Annotated in this window: 15 protein-coding genes; 4 read left to right on the forward strand and 11 right to left on the reverse strand. The window is 65.0% G+C overall.

Translation table 11 applies throughout. From position 1 onward, the window contains the following. Positions 1-138: 138 nt before the first annotated feature. Complete coding sequence (locus tag BIWAKO_RS04765; protein ID WP_069877563.1) at positions 139-627, forward strand: GAF domain-containing protein; 489 nt, start codon at positions 139-141, stop codon at positions 625-627. A gap of 51 nt (positions 628-678) precedes the next feature. Here BIWAKO_RS04765 and BIWAKO_RS04770 read toward each other — a convergent pair whose 3' ends face one another. The 3 genes from BIWAKO_RS04770 to BIWAKO_RS04780 form a co-directional block, all read right to left on the reverse strand. Further along, a complete protein-coding gene (locus BIWAKO_RS04770; protein WP_084651159.1) occupies positions 679-1416 on the reverse strand; it encodes a DUF2161 domain-containing phosphodiesterase in 738 nt (245 codons plus the stop codon). A gap of 262 nt (positions 1417-1678) precedes the next feature. Next, on the reverse strand, positions 1679-2377 hold the full coding sequence (locus BIWAKO_RS04775) for an acid phosphatase (protein ID WP_069882172.1): 699 nt from the start codon (positions 2375-2377) through the stop codon (positions 1679-1681). Positions 2378-2744: 367 nt separating this feature from the next. Next, entirely contained in the window at positions 2745-3539 is a 795-nt protein-coding gene (locus tag BIWAKO_RS04780; RefSeq protein WP_069877564.1) for a bestrophin-like domain, read from the reverse strand. Positions 3540-3794: 255 nt separating this feature from the next. Here BIWAKO_RS04780 and BIWAKO_RS04785 point away from each other — a divergent pair, with 255 nt between their 5' ends. Further along, entirely contained in the window at positions 3795-4970 is a 1176-nt protein-coding gene (locus BIWAKO_RS04785) for a M20 aminoacylase family protein (RefSeq protein WP_069882173.1), read from the forward strand. Positions 4971-4983: 13 nt separating this feature from the next. Then, the gene (locus tag BIWAKO_RS04790) at positions 4984-6090 is read left to right on the forward strand and encodes an NAD(P)/FAD-dependent oxidoreductase (protein WP_069877565.1); all 1107 of its coding nucleotides are present in this window, start codon (positions 4984-4986) and stop codon (positions 6088-6090) included. A 58-nt stretch (positions 6091-6148) separates the two neighbouring features. Here the strand turns inward: BIWAKO_RS04790 and eda are convergent, their stop codons facing one another. The 8 genes from eda to BIWAKO_RS04830 all read right to left on the reverse strand — a co-directional run bounded on the left by eda (position 6149) and on the right by BIWAKO_RS04830 (position 14472). Further along, a complete protein-coding gene (gene eda / locus BIWAKO_RS04795) occupies positions 6149-6793 on the reverse strand; it encodes a bifunctional 4-hydroxy-2-oxoglutarate aldolase/2-dehydro-3-deoxy-phosphogluconate aldolase (RefSeq protein WP_069877566.1) in 645 nt (214 codons plus the stop codon). A gap of 30 nt (positions 6794-6823) precedes the next feature. Then, complete coding sequence (gene pgl / locus BIWAKO_RS04800) at positions 6824-7513, reverse strand: 6-phosphogluconolactonase (RefSeq protein ID WP_069877567.1); 690 nt, start codon at positions 7511-7513, stop codon at positions 6824-6826. Further along, entirely contained in the window at positions 7510-9018 is a 1509-nt protein-coding gene (gene zwf, locus BIWAKO_RS04805) for a glucose-6-phosphate dehydrogenase (RefSeq protein ID WP_069877568.1), read from the reverse strand. The genes pgl and zwf overlap by 4 nt, the downstream gene beginning before the upstream one ends. 114 nt (positions 9019-9132) lie before the next feature. Further along, positions 9133-9891 carry an ABC transporter ATP-binding protein gene (locus tag BIWAKO_RS04810; protein ID WP_069882174.1) on the reverse strand — a complete coding sequence of 253 codons (759 nt, stop codon included), beginning with the start codon at positions 9889-9891 and terminating at the stop codon, positions 9133-9135. Further along, positions 9888-10763, reverse strand: coding sequence for an ABC transporter ATP-binding protein (locus tag BIWAKO_RS04815; protein ID WP_201788606.1), 876 nt, complete (start codon positions 10761-10763; stop codon positions 9888-9890). The genes BIWAKO_RS04810 and BIWAKO_RS04815 overlap by 4 nt, the downstream gene beginning before the upstream one ends. A gap of 1 nt (position 10764) precedes the next feature. Next, on the reverse strand, positions 10765-11670 hold the full coding sequence (gene nikC, locus BIWAKO_RS04820) for a nickel transporter permease (RefSeq protein WP_069882176.1): 906 nt from the start codon (positions 11668-11670) through the stop codon (positions 10765-10767). A 10-nt stretch (positions 11671-11680) separates the two neighbouring features. Continuing rightward, positions 11681-12727, reverse strand: coding sequence for an ABC transporter permease (locus BIWAKO_RS04825; protein ID WP_069877569.1), 1047 nt, complete (start codon positions 12725-12727; stop codon positions 11681-11683). A 155-nt stretch (positions 12728-12882) separates the two neighbouring features. After that, positions 12883-14472: an ABC transporter substrate-binding protein gene (locus BIWAKO_RS04830; protein WP_069877570.1), complete on the reverse strand. Its 1590-nt coding sequence runs from the start codon at positions 14470-14472 to the stop codon at positions 12883-12885. A gap of 251 nt (positions 14473-14723) precedes the next feature. On the opposite strand from BIWAKO_RS04830, the gene BIWAKO_RS04835 reads away from it, so the two are divergent. Further along, positions 14724-18101, forward strand: a complete 3378-nt coding sequence (locus tag BIWAKO_RS04835) for a transglutaminase family protein (RefSeq protein WP_069882177.1) — start codon at positions 14724-14726, stop codon at positions 18099-18101. Positions 18102-18143: the final 42 nt, after the last annotated feature.

Consider the following 18143-nt stretch of genomic DNA (forward strand, 5'->3'; position numbering starts at 1 on the left):
ATCATGCAGGGAGAGAAACCCCGGCGCTGCGTTCCTTGTAGCCAAGTGGATCGACCCGCACCATTGCGCTCTCGCTGTCGCCCCTGCGCGATGCTAGGGAGCGCCATGACGAAGGGCGAGCGCCGGAGGTGAGCAGCCATGTTTCAGGCACAAGCAATCGCGAGCAGCGACAAGGCCAGGTTCTATCGCGAGCTGACCTCGCAGCTTCAGGGCCTGCTGGCAGGAGAGAGCGACCCGATCGCCAACGCTGCCAATACCTCGGCACTGCTGTTCCAGATGATGCCGGATCTGAACTGGGCCGGATTCTACATCATGCGGGACGGCGAGCTCGTGCTCGGGCCGTTTCAGGGCAAGCCCGCCTGTGTCCGCATTCCCGTCGGGCGCGGCGTCTGCGGAGCGGCGGTCGCCCGCCGGCAATCCATGCTGGTGGAAGACGTCCATGCGTTTCCCGGCCATATCGCCTGCGATGCGGCCTCGCGCTCGGAACTGGTCGTGCCGCTGATCCGCGACGGTGAGGTCATCGGCGTGATCGATCTCGACAGCCCACACCCTTCCCGTTTCGACAGCGCCGACCAGGCCGGAATCGAACAGATCGCCGAGATCTATCTCGCTGCGAGCGCCCGCTAGATCGAGCCCCCTTCGACGGCCTTGCGTGTCGCCGGCCGCGAGATCAACCGATCAGCAGGCAGCAACGGAGGGGCCCTCAGTGGTGTCCGGCACCGGAGGCGCGGCTCCGTGCTGCCCAGGCGCGAGTGGGTCCGGAACCGGCGTTGCCACCCATCTTGCCAGAGCCATGCGGCCGGCGTCGGTCAAGGCGTAGACGCCGCGATCGGCTCGCTCGAACCAGCCATAGACGTTGCGGTGCAGGATCTTCTGTGCGTCCGGGCATGACTGTTTGAGATCGCGCGGCCGCTGCGGGCCTGCCATCATGGCTGCCGCGCAGGCGAGCGCCTGCTGCCGGTAGGCCGTCATGATCGGTGTGCGCGAACCGCCGCCTGCCACAGGGTCTCCCTGACGCCGCTTGTGCTCCTCCACGAGCCTCGAGCGTCGCTTGGCATCCTTGCGCGGCGTCGGCGCGGCCGGGGAAACGAGGATATCGACGCGACCGCACAAAGCGACCCCGAGAAGGCCGAAACCGAGATGCCGGCACAGATTGCGATAGCGGGAATCGCTCTCGCGTCCCTTCCCCCGCGCCGACAACCGGGCTGCAAGCCAGATCTCGTCACCGAGCTTCATCCGGTCCACGCCCTGCAGGATGAGTTCGAGATTGAAGGTCAGCTTCAACTCTCCCACCACGACGACGGCTGGATCATCGCCCTTGAGACCGACAAGGTCGCAGCGCCCGACCTCACCCTTCACGGAATAGCCCAGGCCTTCGAGGAAGTGCTTGACCGGTAGATAGAGGGACGTTTCCACGCGAAATCTCCAGTGCATTCCGATGCCGGACCGTTCCGGCAAGTCCGTAACGCTGACCGCTACACCAAGGTGCAGCGGCGGTCGTTTCGGAATGGCAAACGGGAGGCAAGCCGGAAGAGATCGACGGCCAGGCGCTCTGGCCGCCGCCAACCCAATAGGCCGATGGCAACGCAAGGGGCAGCCCCCTGTCCAGGCGGCCACCCCTTGGGAGATCGTCACCGCGTCGATGCCGCAACGGGACCGACCTGCCATGACGGCTAGATCACTGCGCCAGTCGCAAGGCGCCGCGGATTTCGGACTTCGTTCCTTCGAGATCCCTTTGGAAATCGGGGTTCCGGTAGGCGAGAACCGCGATCATCGCGGCCATCTCCCGGCCCGCCTGGATGTCGCTTGGATAGTGCACGCCGCCGATCACCCGGTTCTCGCCGAATTCGACGGCGCGCGCGAAGATCGCCTCGCCCTTCTCCGGCACGATATCGGCCAACACGATCGCGGTGAGGTATGAAAACGCAGCGTGACCGCTCGGATAAGAGCCGCTGTTCGAATATTTGGCGACCGGCTTGAGGCGCGCGTCAACAACCGGAGGCCGCTGGCGCTCCCACTTCTCCTTGCCCTGCTTGTTGAAGGCGCTCTCCGTCTTGTAGACCTTCGTGAAGAACGCCGCCGCTTTCGGCAGTTTCTCGGCCGTGAATTCGGGGCCCATCACGTCGGCAAAGCGAAAGACGCTCTGCTCGAGATCCGCGACCGACCGCTCGGCCTGCTCGGCTGTCCGCTTATCCTGCAGGCTCAGCATGATCTCGAGCTCCCGCCGGGTCGTGTCCGCGGATGGCGGCGGCGCCATGAACCGGGTCGTGTCGAGTTGCTCCGGCGATACATAGAATTTGCTGCTCTGGACGTCCGCGCCGGCATAGCCAATCGCAAGAAGCGTCAGTCCGAGAGTCAGGCTCGCGAGTCTTTTCATCTTGTTGTCTCCCGATATGCGTTTCTTCCCTGCTGCCGGAGGCAAGTCCGCACAGCGCCCGATGCTGATCAAGAAACACGCCAGCGACACCCGCACGGCATGACCGCAATGAAATCAGGGAGTTGTCACGATTTCGGCGCCGAGCGGCACGGGCAGCGCCAGTGAACGATGAGTAAAGCCCGTAACATCGGTCGCGAGCATGGGTCACCGAAGATACCTCCTTGCAGCGCAGCCACTGATGCAGCCGGCAGCATGAGGCGCCGGCACTCCCGGCAGAAGGACAGCAATCGGGCCCCACGTCATTCGTCGCCTCGCCCCTGGGCGAAGGCATCGACGACAACACTCGCACGAGATGAAGGTGAGTTGCCTACCGGCTCATGGCCTCGAACACATTGCGCATCGATGTGCTTGGGATGCCGAAGAGGCCGCCATAGGGCGAGTTCAGATCAACGATCACGAACATCACGCTCGATATCGAAACCACCCCAATCGCCAGGACGATGGCGGCCAGCAGCTTGCGAGGGACCTGCAGGCCGAAGCTGACGAAGACCAGCATCAGCCAGAACGTCAGGACGTTCGTGAACAGCCGCGACGCCGGGTCCCGCGCATCTTCAATCACCGCCCAGCGACGTTGCTGAAGGCTCATGAAATTCGCACGGCATTCCGTAGCAAGGTTCGCATGCAACACGTCGACCGGGGCCAGGGCATTGATCTCGAGGCCGATCTGATTGACCAGCACGCTGAGAGTCGGGCTTTCCCCGTGGCGTCCCATGGTGCTGGGGTCAGGATAGGCAATGCCGGTCGGCCTTTCCTCGTCGGGCCAGGTGCTCGCGATCACCGCGGCGGTATAGCTTCGGAGATTCGCGCGGGCCTGCGCGGCCCCCGGGCCGAAATTGCGGAGGCACTGATCGAGCTGGGCCAGTTGCCCGGCATCCGCGTTCCTGTCCCGGTACGCCATGTCGAACGCGCTCTTCACGCTCGACAGCTGCAGGCTGAGGACAAGCGCCGCAAATGTAACGAGGAGGCTCGTGATCAGCCGCAGCGCCTCCATGTTCTTTTCAGTCAGATGCTCCTCGGGCAACCGGCTCCGCAGCAGGAGGCCGAACACCGCCGCCGCGCTGAGCAGCGAGCAGAACGTGAAGGCTGAAAGCCACTCCACCATGACAGATCCTGCTCTCCGGGAAGCCCGCAACACGGACACATGCACTCATTTCGACCGCGAGGACGATCTGCCGCCGACACCAGCCATCGATCCAGAATGATGCGAGGATTGCAACCATACGCGGTCGCGACGCCATTCCTCCGCTTCCGCCCCCTCATGCCGCAATCGGCTTGGACAGACCCGGTCGGACCGCGCTAGTTTGCAGGACTTGGCAACCCGATTTCTGCCAACCTTCCCTCTTTGCCCGAGGACATGATGCCGAAGTCCGAACTCATCGCGGCGCTGACGCCCGAGCTCACCGCGATCCGTCGCGATTTTCACCGCCATCCCGAACTGCTCTTCGACGTGCATCGCACGGCGGGCATCGTCGCCGAGAAGCTCAAGGCCTGGGGCGTCGACGAAGTGGTGACCGGCATTGGCCAGACCGGCGTCGTCGGCGTGATCAAGGGCAAGCGCCAGGGCTCCGGCAAGGTCATCGGCCTGCGTGCCGACATGGATGCGTTGCCGATCCACGAGGAAACCAATCTCGAGCATCGCTCGACCGTGCCCGGCAAGATGCATGCCTGCGGTCATGACGGCCACACCACCATGCTGCTCGGCGCTGCGAAGTATCTCGCCGAGACCCGCGATTTCGACGGTACCGCAGTCGTGATCTTCCAGCCGGCCGAAGAAGGCGGCGGCGGCGCGAAGGTGATGTGCGATGAAGGCCTGATGGAGCGCTTCGGCGTGCAGGAGGTCTACGGGCTGCACAACAAGCCTGGCATGGCGATCGGTCAATTCTGCATCCGCAAGGGCCCGCTGATGGCCGCTGCCGATCGCTTCCTGATCAAGATCGAGGGCAAGGGCGGCCATGCCGCCGCGCCGCACGACACCAAGGATCCGGTGGTTGCCGCCTGCCAGCTCGTGACCGCGCTGCAGACCGTCGCCTCGCGCAATGCCGACCCGCTCGATTCGGTCGTCGTCTCGGCGACAGCGATCAATGCCGGCGAGGCGTTCAACGTCATTCCGCAGACCGTCGAGATCAAGGGCTCGGTCCGGACGTTGACGCCTGCCATGCGCGACCTCGCCCAGAAGCGCATCCTCGAGATCGCCGACGGGCTGGCGAAGGCGTTCGATCTCAAATGCGAAGTCGACTACGACCGCGGCTACCCAGTGACCTTCAATCACGCCGGGCAGACGGATTTCGTGACCAGCGCCACGCGGAACGTCTTCGGCAAGGACGCGATCGACACCGAGATCCCGCCGGTCATGGGGTCGGAGGATTTCTCCTTCATGCTCGAGGAGCGCCCCGGCGCCTATATCTTCATGGGCAATGGTGACTCGGCTGGCCTGCACCACCCGGCCTATGAGTTCAACGATGCGGCGATCCCGGTCGGCGTGACCTATTGGGCGAGCCTCGTCGAGATCGCCATGCCGCAGCGCGCAGCCTGATCGCAGGATCACGATGGCCGATATCGATTGCCTCGTCATCGGGGCCGGCGTTGTCGGCCTCGCAACGGCGCGCGCCCTTGCGCTCGCCGGACGCGAGGTCGTGATCGCAGAAGCCGCCGACGGCATCGGCACTCAGACCTCCGCCCGCAACAGCGAGGTCATCCATGCCGGGATCTACTACCCACCCGGCTCGCTCAAGGCGCAGGTCTGCGTCGAGGGCCGCAAGCAGCTTTATCGCTATCTCGGTGAGCGCGGCCTGCCGCACAAAGCCTGCGGCAAGCTGATCGTCGCGACATCTTCGGGCCAGCGCCCGGCACTGGAAACGATCGCGGCGCGTGCGAAAGCCTCGGGCGTGGATTCGCTGCGCTATCTCGACACCGCCGAGGCGCGGGCGCACGAGCCCGAGGTCGCCTGCGAGATCGCGCTGTTCTCGCCAGAGACCGGCGTGGTCGACAGCCACGCCTTCATGCTCTCGCTGCTTGGAGAATGTGAAGCGGCCGGCGGCTCGCTGGCCCTGAATACGCCAATCACCGGCTGGCGCCGCGAGGGCGAGACGTTCAGCGTCGATTTCGGCGGCGACGATCCGGCAACCTATTCGGTCCGCAGCATCGTCAATTCTGCGGGACATGGCGCGCCGCGCCTGCTCGGCAGGCTCGACGGTTTTCCTGCCGCCCATGTGCCGAAGCAGTCTTTCGCCAAGGGCAACTACTTCGCACTGCTGGGGAAGCAGCCCTTCTCGCATCTGGTCTACCCGATCCCCGAAGCAGCCGGGCTCGGCATCCATGCCACGATCGACATGGCCGGGCGCGTCAAGTTCGGCCCGGATGTCGAATGGGTGAATGACGATCAGGACCTGGTCGTCGACCCGACCCGGGCCGAAAAGTTCTATGCAGCGATCAGGACCTACTGGCCGGGTCTGCAGGACGGCGCGTTGGTCGCGGATTTTGCCGGTATCCGGCCGAAGCTGCATGGGCCGACCGAGCCGATGCCGGATTTCCGCATCGACGGACCGGCGGTCCATGGCGTGCCGGGGCTGGTCAACCTGCTCGGGATCGAGAGCCCGGGGCTGACCTCCTCGCTCGCGATCGCGGAGCTGGTGATCGAAAGGCTGCAGGCGTGACGGAGGGCGCTTGGCGCTCCGTCAGCCCTGTCACGATCGTCGGCTTGAGAGCGGACGCTTAACCGCGGATCGCCTTCACGGCGTCGCGCGCTTCCCTCGCAAGCTCAGTCACGCGCGCCCAGTCGCGTTTCGCAACCGCATCCGCCGGCACGAGCCAGGATCCTCCGACGCAGATCACCTGCGGCAGGGCAAGGTAGTCGGCGAGATTGGCGAGGCTGACGCCGCCGGTCGGGCAGAATTTCAGCTGCGGGAAGGGCCCGGACAACGCCTTCAGCGCCGGCGTGCCGCCCGCCTGCTCTGCCGGGAAGAACTTGCAGGTGATCCGTCCGGCCGAGACCGCGCGCATGCAGTCGGACGCCGTCGCCACGCCAGGCAACCAGGGCAGCCCCGCCGCGCGCATCGCCTCGTCCACCGCCTCGCTGAAGCCTGGGCTGACCACAGCCTGCGCGCCCACCCGCTTGACCTCTGCGACCTGCAAGGGCGTCACGACCGTACCGGCAACCGAAAGGATTTCCGGCACCTCGTGGGCGATCCTCTCGAGTGCGGCCAGTGCAGCAGGGCGACGCAGGGTGACCTCGATCACGTCGATGCCACCCGCAAGCAGCGCGCGGGCCAGCGGGACCGCGACCTCGGCCTCCTCGATCACGACGACCGGGACAACGCCACAGGCCTTGAGGCGTGCAATTTCGGGTTCGCCTGACATCGGCTCGATCTCCTCGCTTAGCGCCTTCGCTTAAGCCTTGGCCCAGTAAACGTCGAGCCCCTGCGGCCGTCGCAGCAGGATGCCGACCGGATAGGCCGCCGGGAGGGCCTGAGCCGTCGCCAGCGTCGTTTCCTTCTCCTTGCCGGCAATGAGCAGGGTTGCCCAACCTGCCTTCGCGATTCGCGCGGCCGAGAGTGAGATGCGAGGTGGGAGGCCGGGCGGACGGGCTGCGACGGCGTGGATCGCGTCGTCGCTGCGCGTAGCTGCGGCGTCGCCGGGAAAGAGCGAGGCGATGTGCCCATCGGCACCCATGCCACTGACCAGGATGTCGATCGCAGGCAGGCGCGAGAGCACGGCATCGAGGCTGCGCGCTGCCGCTGCGAGATCGTCGCCGGCATTGTGGAAGGACACGAAGCTGGCCCGTTCGTCACGCAAGGGGGAGAAGGCGTCCCGGATCATGCGCTCGTTCGAGGCGGCATCGTCCGGCGCGACGAAGCGCTCGTCGGTCGGCATCAGGGTCACCTTGTCCCAGGCGAGGTCATGCGCGCCGAGTGCCGCAAGAAAACGTGCCGGCGTCGTACCGCCAGGGACCGCGAGCAACGCGTCCCCGCGGGCGGATATGGCGGCACGCAGGCGCACTGCGACAGCCTCGGCCAGCGCTTCGGATGCGCCGGCCAGCGTCTCGAAACGATGCCAGGCGAGCGGGCCCACCGCGCTCACTCCATCAGCTCCGGGTCGGCCCAGGATCGCCCTTCGCGCTCGATCAGACCGATCGCCTGAGACGGCCCCCAGGAGCCGGCGGCATAGCGATGCGGCTGCGGATAGTACTCCTGCCAACCGGCAATGATCGGATCGATCCAGGCCCAGGCCTGCTCGACCTCGTCGCGGCGCATGAACAGGGTCTGGTCGCCGCGGATCACATCCGTCAGCAGCCGCTCATAGGCATCGGGTGAGCGCACGCCGAAGGCGGTGTCGTAGCGCAGATCGAGCTGGCGGGGGACAATCTTCAGCTTGCCGGAGCCTGGCACCTTCATCATCAGCTGCATCTGCACGCCGTCATTGGGCTGCAGGCGGATGATCAGGCGATTGGCGTCGAGCCGCCCGCAATCGCCAGCACTCCCGAAGATCGAATGCGGCACCGGCTTGAAGGTAACGGCGATCTCGGAATAGCGCTGCGCCATGCGCTTGCCGGTGCGCAGATAGATCGGGACGCCGGCCCAGCGCCAGGTCTCGAGTTCGCAGCGGATCGCGACGAAGGTTTCGGTGTTGCTGGCGTGGCCGAGCTCCTCGGCATAGCCATGGACGCGCGCGCCGCCGCTGACGCCCTGACCATATTGTCCGCGCACGGTCGCCCGCAGCACATCGGGGCCGACGATCGGCTTGAGAGCCTTCAGCACCCTGACCTTCTCGTCGCGGACGGCATCGGCTTCGAGCAGATTCGGCGGCTCGATCGCGAACAGGCAGAGCAGTTGCAGCACGTGGTTCTGCACCATGTCACGCAAGTGCCCGGCCTTGTCGTAATAGCCGGCACGTGACTCGAGGCCGACCGTCTCGGCAACCGTGATCTGGACATTGTCGATGTCGCGGCTCGACCAGGAGCGCTCGAACAGGGTGTTGGCAAAGCGCAGCACCAGAAGGTTCTGGACCGTCTCCTTGCCGAGATAATGATCGATCCGGTACGTGCGGCTTTCCGGAAGGATCCTTGCCACTGCGTCGTTGATCTCGCGGGCGGAGGCGAGATCCCGTCCCAAGGGCTTTTCGAGAATGACGCGCGAGGTCGGCGTCAGGATGCCGGCGCTGGCGAGGTTCTCGCAGATGGGGATGAAAAGATCGGGCGGCGTCGAGAGATAGAAGGAGCGCACGCGCTCCGAATCGCCGAGTTCCTGCCGCAGGCCGGCATAGGTCTCAGGCTTCAGGGCATCGACCTGCACCACGGAGAGCCTGCGCAGGAACGTCTCGATCCGGGCGGCGGAAAGCCCCTCCTCGGTGAGCTTCCGGCTGATCTCGCCGGGCAGTCCGGCGACATCCTCGCTCTTGCGCACCATCGCCAGGATGCGACTTTCCTCCGGCAGCACGCCCTCCTGATTGCGTTGGGCCAGGGCCGGAAAGAGCTTGCGCAGGGCCAGATCGCCGCTGGCACCGAAGATCACGAGATCGAAGGGCGGGACCGGCGTGCGCTCCGGCGCAGCTTCGAGCTTCACGACATGATCGGCGACGGCATCCATGGGCGTACACACTCCGCAGCAGCGAATACGGCCAAGCTAGCCGATCGCTGCGACGAGAGTTAGACGGTTTTGGCGCGCCGCCCAAGCAGGCAGGACGCGCAACCGACCTGCCGCTCAGGCGGTCTGGCGGCGGAAGCCTTCGCTCGCGACCAGCAATTGCTGGGCATAAGCCGTCTGCGGCGAACGCGCGGCCAGCGTTTCGGCCGTCATCTCCTCAACACCACGGCCGAATTGCATGACCAGCAGCCGCTCGCACATATGGGCGACCACCGCGAGATCGTGGCTGACCAGGATGTAGGTCAGATTGCGCTCCTTGCGCAGCGCCTGGAGCAGGTTCAGCACTTCGGCCTGAATCGAGACGTCGAGCGCCGACGTCGGCTCGTCGAGCAGCAGGATCTTCGGTTCCAGCACCAGCGCCCGCGCGATCGCCACGCGCTGGCGCTGGCCACCGGAGAGCTGATGCGGGAAGCGGAAGCGGAACGAATTCGGCAGCCCGACATCCTTCATGGCGCGTTCGATGCGCGCCTCGGCGTCGCCGATGCCGTGAATGGCCAGCGGCTCGGCCAGCGTATCGTCGACCGTCTTCTTCGGATGAAGGCTGCCATAAGGGTCCTGGAAGACCATCTGCACGGCGCGATAGAAGGCCTTGTCGCGAACCTTGGGCTGCTTGCTGCCCAGGATCGTGACGTCGCCGCTCCATTCGCGGTTCAGGCCGGCGAGAACGCGCAGCACGGTCGACTTGCCCGAGCCGGATTCACCGACAATGCCGTAGCTCTCGCCTGATGCAACCGAGAAGGAGAGGTCCTTCACGACATGGGAGTCGCCGAAGGAAACGTTCAGCTTCTCGACAATGATGGCGGGGTTCGTGTTCATGCCAGCCATGCCGGGTCACGTTTCAGGGTGGCGAGCTTGGCCTTGGGATGGTCGAGATCCGGCAGGCAGTCGAGCAGGCCCAGCGTATAGGGATGGCGATGGGCGCGTGCGCTCTCGTCGGCGAGTTCGGCGGCCGGCAGCGTCTCCATCGCCTTGCCGCCATACATGACGATGACGCGGTCGCAGAAGGACTGCACGAGATGCAGGTCATGGCTGATGAAGATCAGTCCCATGCCGCGGCTGGTGACGAGGTCATCAAGGATCTTCAGCACCTGCAATTGCACGGTGACGTCGAGGGCCGACGTTGGCTCGTCGGCGATCAGGATGTCGGGCTCGGCGATCAGCATCATTGCGATCATCACGCGCTGCCCCATGCCGCCCGAGACTTCGTGCGGGTAGAGATCATAGACGCGTCCCGGCTCGCGGATCTGCACCGCTTCCAGCATGGTGAGGCTGCGCTCCTTGGCCTCGCGCGAACTCGCCTTGTGATGGACGCGATAGGCTTCCGCGATCTGCTCGCCCACCGTCTTCACCGGATTGAGCGAGAATTTCGGATCCTGCATCACCATCGAGATATGGCGGCCGCGCAGCTTGCGGCGCGTGCCCTTGTCCATCGTCAGCAGGTTCTGCCCGCGATAGACGAGCTTGTCGGCCTGAACCTCGCCGGGATGGGGGATGAGGTCGAGAATGGCGCGGCCGGTCATCGACTTGCCGGAGCCGGACTCGCCGACGATGCCGAGCCGTTCGCGACCGAGCGTGAAGGACAGCCCGCGCACGGCGCGGACAATGCCGGTCGCGGTGTGGAAATTGACCCGCAGATTGTCGAGTTCGAGCAGCGGCTGTTCAATCGGGCTATCTGGTGCGCGCATCATCTCACCTCGCATCCATGACGTCGCGCAGGCCGTCGCCCAGCAGGTTGAAGCCGAGCGCGACAACGCAGATGGCAAGACCGGGGAAGGTCGCGACCCACCACTGGTCGAAAATCTGCTCGCGGCCGGCCGAGATCATCGCGCCCCATTCCGGGATCGGCGGCTGCGCGCCGAGGCCCAGGAAGCCGAGCCCGGCAGCCGTCAGGATGATGCCGGCCATGTCGAGCGTGGACCGCACGATCAGGGACGGCAGGCACATCGGCACGACATGCCTGAGTACGATCCGCCATTGCGAAGCCCCCTGCAGCCGGACCGCGGAGATGTAGTCCTGGTTGCGGATGATCAGGGTCTCGGCGCGGGCGACGCGCGCATAGGGCGGCCAGGCCGTGAACGCGATGGCGATGACCGCATTTTCAAGTCCGGGTCCGAGGGCCGCGACGAAAGCGAGCGCGAGCACCAGGCGCGGGAAAGCCAGGAAGACGTCGGTGATGCGCATCAGGACACGATCGACCCAGCCGCCGAGATAGCCCGCGGCAGCGCCGATCAGGAGGCCGATCGGCCCCACGGTGATGACGACGAGCAGCACGATGACGAGCGTGACGCGCGAGCCGTAGACGACCCGGCTGAAGATATCCCGACCGAGCGAATCCGTGCCGAACCAGTTCGTTGCCGATGGCGGCAGCAGGCGCTTATCGAGAGCCTGCGCCAGCGGATCATAGGGCGCGAGCAGTGGCGCGAAGGCGGCTGCGAGCAGCAGCAGCACGACGATGGTCAGCCCGATGACGGCTGCGGGGTTGCGCCGGAACGCGAGCCATTGCCGATAATACTGGCCGAGCCGTGCCTGACGGCGCGATGCGGGGGAATCGGTGATGAGCCAGGCAGTCCAGCCGGACGAAGTCTGTTCGGTCATGGCCATATCCTCAGCGCGCCCGCGGATCGGCCAGCCGGCCAATGATGTCGGAGAACAGATTGACCCCGATGAAGACCGCGCCGACCACCAGAGTGCCGCCGAGCACGGCGTTCATATCGGCATTGAGCAGGGAATTGGTGATGTAGCGGCCGAGGCCAGGCCAGGCGAAGATGGTCTCGGTCAGCACCGAACCTTCGAGCAGATGCATGTAGGAGAGTGCGATCACCGTCACGAGCGGCACGACGGCATTGCGCAGAGCATGGCCCCAGATGACCTGCCACTCCGACACGCCCTTGACCCGGGCGGCGATGACGTATTGCTGCTGCAGCTCGTTGATCATGAAGCTGCGCGTCATGCGGCTGATATAGGCGACACTGAGCAGGCCCAGGACGGAGGCCGGCAGGATCAGATGGGAGAAGGCGTCCCAGAACGCATCCCACTCACCTTGCATGGCGGCATCAAGCATGATCACACCGGTGATCGGCGTCACGAAATCCTGATACGCCACCGAAATACGCCCGGGTCCGGCGACCCATCCGAGCTTGGCGTAGAACAGCAGAAGACCCATGAGGCCAAGCCAGAAGACCGGGATCGAATAGCCGATCAACCCGATGACGCGGGCGATCTGGTCGGGCCAGCGCCCCTGGTGTACGGCGGCGACGATGCCAAGCGGCACGCCCAGCATGATGCCGATCAGCGTGCCCAGCGTCGCCAGTTCAAGGGTCGCCGGGAAGACGGTCTTGATGTCGTCGACCACGGTATTCGAGGTCAATACGGAGCGTCCGAGATCGCCGGTGAAGACCTTGCCGATATAAATCGCGAATTGCTGCCAGAGCGGCTTGTCGAGGCCGAGGTCGAGCCGCGCCTTGTCGTAGACATCGGCTGGAGCCCGGTCACCGACCACGGCGAGCACCGGGTCGATCGGCATCACGCGCGCGATCAGGAAGGTGACGAGCAGGAGCCCGAACATCGTGATGGCGACCGTACTGAGCTCTCGCCCGGCAATCTTGCCCCAGCGGCCCGATTTGCCCGCCCATGTATCGCGCGATGACGCCATGCAACCAACCACTGTGCAAAAGCCCGAAGAAGGGCGCTTCCGGAAGCCATCGCGCGCGGGAATGCAATCCCTCGCACGTGGTATTCAACAGAAAAGAATAGAAATAAGCCCGCCACGGCCTTTTAGCCGCGGCGGGTTTTGTCAGAAGATGCGTCTCAGTTCTTCGAGATCGGCCAGTAGAAGTTGGTGTCGGAGCTCGGTCCGATCACCCAACCCTTGACGTTCTTGCGCTCGGCCGTGACCTCGACCTGCTGGTACATGATCACGAAAGGCGAAACCTTCTGGTGCTCGCGCTGCAGGCCTTCATAGGTCGTCTTGCGCTTGGCAGCATCGGTCTCGAGCACGGCGGCCTGGGCGACCTTCGTCATGTCCGGGATATCCCAGGCATTGCGCCAGGCCAGCGTCTTCGACTTCGCATCTTCGCCGTTGTTCTCGTTGATGGCGAAGGTTTCGGCATTGGTGTGCGGATCGAGATAATCCGGGCCCCACTGGCCGATATAGATGTCGTGGGTGCGGGCGCGATATTTAGTCAGCGTCTGCTTGCCGTCGCCCGGGATCAGCTCGAGCTTGATGCCGGCCTGGCCCCAGCTCGACTGGATCGCCTGCGCGATATCGGTGATCGGAGCGACCGAGCGAACGTCCATGGTGACGGTGAAGCCGTTCGGCAGGCCGGCCTTGGCGAGCAGTTCCTTGGCCTTGGCGGGATCGAACTTGTAGGGCTTCTCGTCAATGGCCCCCAGGAAGCCCTTCGGCAGGAAGGATTCGTGGTGCTTGTAGGTGCCTTCGACGATGTTGCGCTCGATCGACTGGTAATCGACCAGCCATTTCAGCGCTTCGCGGACCTCAGGCTTGTTCAAGTTCGCGTTCTTCTGGTTCAGGCCGAGATAGAGAATATAGCCCTTGTCACCCTGTACGATCTGGATGTCGGACTTCTCCTTCACAGCGGCGAGCTGGTCCTTGGAGAGGTTACGGGCCATGTCGATGTCGCCCTTCTCCAGCAGCAGGCGCTGCGAGGCCGGCTCGGCGACATGGCGTACAATCACGCGCTTGTTCTTCGGCGCGCCCTTGTACCACGTCTCGTTGGCATCGAGCGCATATTGCTCGTTGGGACGATAGGCGCGGACCTTGTACGCGCCGGAACCGGCCGAGTTCAGCTTGAGCCAGGCATTGCCGAAATCGCCGTCCTTCTCGTTCGCCTTGACCAGCTTGGAATCGACGATCGACGCAACGCCGGAGGTCAGGCAGTTCAGGAAGAAGGTCGGAGCGAAGGGCTTGGAAACGGTGACGACGACGGTGTTGTCATCGGTGGCCTTCACCTTCTCGAGGACGTTCTCCTTGGTGAGGCCGAACTGGGTGAGGATGAAGCCCGGCGATTTGTTGAGCGTGACGGCGCGCTGGAAGGAATAGACCACGTCGGCCGCAGTCAGCGCGTTGCCCGAATGGAACTTCACGCCCGGACGGAGCTTGAAGGTATAGGTGAGATTGTCCTCGCTGACAGTCCATTTCTCGGCAAGCTCGCCGACGAGGTCGTTGTTCTTGGCGAGATCGACGCCGATCAGCTTGTCATAGACATTGGCACCGACTTCGACGCCCGAGAACTCGAAGGCTTCGGCCGGATCGAGCGTAATGATGTCGTCGATCTGCTTGGCCATGACCACCGTATCCTTCGGCGTCTGGGCCATGGCTGTCGTCGCCATCAACGCCGTAAAGGCGGAGGCAACCATCAATTTCGCAACGTGACGCATGGACTATCCCCATTGGTTCCACCGGCGGCCGTTTCGCCGCCGCTTGGGCGCTATGTGTGGCCAGATCGGGCCTGATGTCCAGCGGGTCGCAGGTTGCACAGCGCACGGCTCACAAGCCTGCACTCTTCTTGCGCAACGAATTGATAGACCGACGCATTCTTGCGCAGCGACAGCTTTGCGAGCAATCGAAGCTAGGGCTATCCTCAGGACGAGCCGTGCCGCGGGCACGCCCGACCGAGCAGGTGTTGCCCTTGGCCATCATCGCCGCGCTGAACCACGTCACCCATTACCGCTACGATCGCCCTGTCGTGCTCGGCCCGCAAATCATCCGGCTGAGGCCCGCTCCGCATTGCCGCGCAGCGATCAAGAGCTACGCGCTCAAAATTTCGCCAGCGCAGCATTTCGTAAACTGGCAGCAGGATCCGAGCGGCAACTGGCTCGCCCGCTATGTCTTTCCCGAACCGGTGAGCGAATTCCGCATCGAAGTCGATCTCGTCACCGAGCTTTCGGTGATCAATCCCTTCGACTTCTTCGTCGAAACCAATGCGGAGATCTTCCCCTTCGTCTATCCCGAGGAGCTCCAGGCGGAACTCGCTCCCTATCTCGTCACGGAGCCGGCCGGGCCGCTGCTGATTGATCTGCTCACCAGGATTCCGCGCGAGCCGGTCAACACCGTGAACTTCGTCGTCGATCTCAATGCCCGGCTGCAGGGCATGATCGCCTATGGCATCCGGATGGAACCCGGTGTGCAGGAGCCCGAGCACACGCTCCAGGTCAAATCGGGTTCGTGCCGCGACACAAGCTGGCTGCTGGTCCAGATCCTGCGCCAGCTCGGGCTCGCCGCCCGCTTCGTCTCCGGCTACCTGATCCAGATGAAGGCGGATATCGACCCGCTCGAGGGACCGCGCGGCACCGATAAGGATTTTACCGATCTCCACGCCTGGGCCGAGGTCTATATTCCCGGCGCGGGCTGGATCGGGCTTGATCCGACATCGGGGCTGCTGACCGGCGAAGGCCATCTGCCGCTCGCGGCGACACCGCATTTTCGTTCGGCCGCGCCAGTGAGCGGCGTTGCCAGCTATGCCGAGACGACCTTCGACTTCGCGATGAGCGTCGAGCGCGTGCATGAAGTGCCGCGCATCACCCTGCCCTTCTCCGACCAGTCGTGGCAGCGCCTCGATGCGCTGGGAGAGAGGGTCGACGGCGATCTCGCAGCGCAGGATGTGCGCCTGACGATGGGCGGCGAGCCGACCTTCGTCGCGACCGATGATCAGGAGGGTGCGGAGTGGAACACCGCCGCGGTCGGCCCGACCAAGCGCCGGCGCGCTGACGAACTGATCCGCCGGCTGCGCAGCCGCTTCGCGCCGGGCGGCATGCTGCATTACGGTCAGGGCAAGTGGTATCCGGGCGAAAGCCTGCCGCGCTGGGCCTTCGCGCTCTATTGGCGCGAGGACGGCGAAGCGATCTGGCGCAATGCCGCACTGATCGCGCGCGAGCCCGGCGCCGCAACCGGCGGTGACCGTGAACTGGAAGCGGCGACCTCGACCCGCGATGCCGAGGCGCTCGCATCGGGCCTTGCTGAGAAACTGGGCGTCGGGGCCGACCATGTCCTGCCCGCCTATGAGGATACCGGCCACTGGTTGCTCAAGGAGGCGCAGCTTCCAGACAATGTCGACCCGCTCGACCCGCGCCTCGCCGACCCGGAGGAACGCGCCCGCATGGCCCGTGTCTTCCAGCTCGGCCTGGGCAATCCGCGCGGCTATGTCATCCCGGTGCAGCGCTGGCAGAGCCGGGCAGGCGACCGGCGCTGGCGCTCCGAGAAATGGACGCTGAGACGCGGCAAGCTCTTCCTGGTGCCGGGCGATTCACCGGTCGGCTATCGTCTGCCGCTCGGCTCGCTGCCAGCCGTGCCGGAGGCGGAATATCCCCATATCCACCCGCAGGATCCGATGGAGGTGCGCGGCCCCCTGCCCTTGCCCGACAGCGCGCCTGCGGCACTCGCGGCAGAGCCCACGCTCACGGTGCACCGGCACGCCCAATTCTCGATCCCAGGCGAGGCCCCCGCAAGTGCCGCGGCCCAGGATCGCGTCGAACAGGAGATCGGGCGCGAGCATGTGCGCACCGCGCTCAGTCTCGAGGTCAGGGACAATGTGCTCTGTGTGTTTCTGCCCCCCGTCGAGCGGCTGGAGGATTATCTCGACCTCATCGCCAGCGTCGAGGCCGTGGCCGAGCAGACCGGAATCGCCGTCCATATCGAGGGCTATGCTCCCCCCTCCGACCCGCGCCTCAACGTCATCAAGGTGACGCCCGACCCCGGCGTGATCGAGGTCAATATTCATCCTGCAAAGAGCTGGCGCGACGCGGTCGAGATCACGCGCGGCGTCTATGAGGAGGCTCGTCAGGCCCGGCTCTGCGCCGAGAAATTCATGGTGGACGGCCGCCATACCGGAACGGGCGGTGGCAACCATGTCGTGCTCGGCGGCGTCACGCCCTCCGACAGCCCCTTCCTGCGCCGCCCCGATCTGCTGAAGAGCATCATCCTCTACTGGCAGCGCCACCCCTCCCTCTCCTTCCTGTTCTCCGGCCTGTTCATCGGGCCGACCAGCCAGGCGCCACGCATCGACGAAGCGCGGCACGACCAACTCTACGAGCTCGAAATCGCCCTTGCGGCGGTGCCGAAGCCCGGTGAGAAGCCGATTCCGCTCTGGCTCGTCGACCGGCTGTTCCGCAACTTGCTGGTCGATGTTTCCGGGAACACCCACCGCACCGAGATCTGCATCGACAAGCTCTATTCTCCGGACGGGCCGACCGGCCGGCTGGGCCTGATCGAGTTCCGCTCCTTCGAGATGCCGCCGGATGCGCGCATGTCACTGGCGCAACAGCTTCTGGTGCGCGCGCTGATCGCCTGGTTCTGGCGCGAGCCGCAGCAGGGCAAGCTGGTGCGCTGGGGCACGAGCCTGCATGACCGCTTCATGCTGCCGGAGATGATCTGGCAGGATTTCCGCGAGGTGCTCGCCGATCTCACGCAGGCCGGCTATCCGTTCGACCCGGTCTGGTTCGAAGCGCAGCAGGAGTTCCGCTTCCCGTTCTACGGCAAGGTCAACCATGGCGGGGTCGAGCTCGAGCTGCGCCAGGCCCTCGAGCCTTGGCACGTCATGGGCGAGCAGGGAGCGATCGGCGGCACCGTGCGCTATGTCGATTCCTCGGTGGAACGGCTGCAGGTCAAGGCAAGCGGGCTCGTTCCCGGTCGCCACATCATCACCTGCAACGGACGGCGCCTGCCGATGACCCCGGTCGCGGGCTCCAGCGAGGCGATTGCAGGCCTGCGCTTCAAGGCCTGGCAGCCGGCTTCAGGGCTGCACCCGACAATTCCCGTGCATGCGCCGCTCACCTTCGACATCGTCGACAGCTGGGTCGGCCGATCGCTCGGCGGCTGCGTCTACCATGTCGCCCATCCCGGTGGGCGCAATTATGAGACACCGCCGGTGAATTCCTACGAGGCCGAGGCACGCCGCCTCGCCCGTTTCGAATCCATCGGTCATAGTCCCGGCGCGCTGGTGATTCCGGTGGAAGAGCGCAGCCCGGAATTTCCGATGACCCTCGATCTGCGCCGTCCAACAGGACTCTAACCAAGGCCATGGCTTTGCAGGGCCGATCGCCGTCGACACGTC

The organism is Bosea sp. BIWAKO-01 (genome assembly GCF_001748145.1).
Classification (GTDB): Bacteria; Pseudomonadota; Alphaproteobacteria; order Rhizobiales; family Beijerinckiaceae; genus Allobosea.

Excerpts from the sequence above, each read along its gene's own strand:
- nikC (WP_069882176.1), bottom strand. The coding sequence starts at position 11,670 with ATGACCGAACAGACTTCGTCCGGCTGGACTGCCTGGCTCATCACCGAT.
- BIWAKO_RS04810 (WP_069882174.1), bottom strand. The coding sequence starts at position 9,891 with ATGAACACGAACCCCGCCATCATTGTCGAGAAGCTGAACGTTTCCTTC.
- BIWAKO_RS04775 (WP_069882172.1), bottom strand. The coding sequence starts at position 2,377 with ATGAAAAGACTCGCGAGCCTGACTCTCGGACTGACGCTTCTTGCGATT.
- BIWAKO_RS04830 (WP_069877570.1), bottom strand. The coding sequence starts at position 14,472 with ATGCGTCACGTTGCGAAATTGATGGTTGCCTCCGCCTTTACGGCGTTG.
- BIWAKO_RS04825 (WP_069877569.1), bottom strand. The coding sequence starts at position 12,727 with ATGGCGTCATCGCGCGATACATGGGCGGGCAAATCGGGCCGCTGGGGC.
- BIWAKO_RS04815 (WP_201788606.1), bottom strand. The coding sequence starts at position 10,763 with ATGATGCGCGCACCAGATAGCCCGATTGAACAGCCGCTGCTCGAACTC.
- BIWAKO_RS04780 (WP_069877564.1), bottom strand. The coding sequence starts at position 3,539 with ATGGTGGAGTGGCTTTCAGCCTTCACGTTCTGCTCGCTGCTCAGCGCG.
- BIWAKO_RS04785 (WP_069882173.1), top strand. The coding sequence starts at position 3,795 with ATGCCGAAGTCCGAACTCATCGCGGCGCTGACGCCCGAGCTCACCGCG.
- eda (WP_069877566.1), bottom strand. The coding sequence starts at position 6,793 with ATGTCAGGCGAACCCGAAATTGCACGCCTCAAGGCCTGTGGCGTTGTC.
- BIWAKO_RS04765 (WP_069877563.1), top strand. The coding sequence starts at position 139 with ATGTTTCAGGCACAAGCAATCGCGAGCAGCGACAAGGCCAGGTTCTAT.
- zwf (WP_069877568.1), bottom strand. The coding sequence starts at position 9,018 with ATGGATGCCGTCGCCGATCATGTCGTGAAGCTCGAAGCTGCGCCGGAG.
- BIWAKO_RS04790 (WP_069877565.1), top strand. The coding sequence starts at position 4,984 with ATGGCCGATATCGATTGCCTCGTCATCGGGGCCGGCGTTGTCGGCCTC.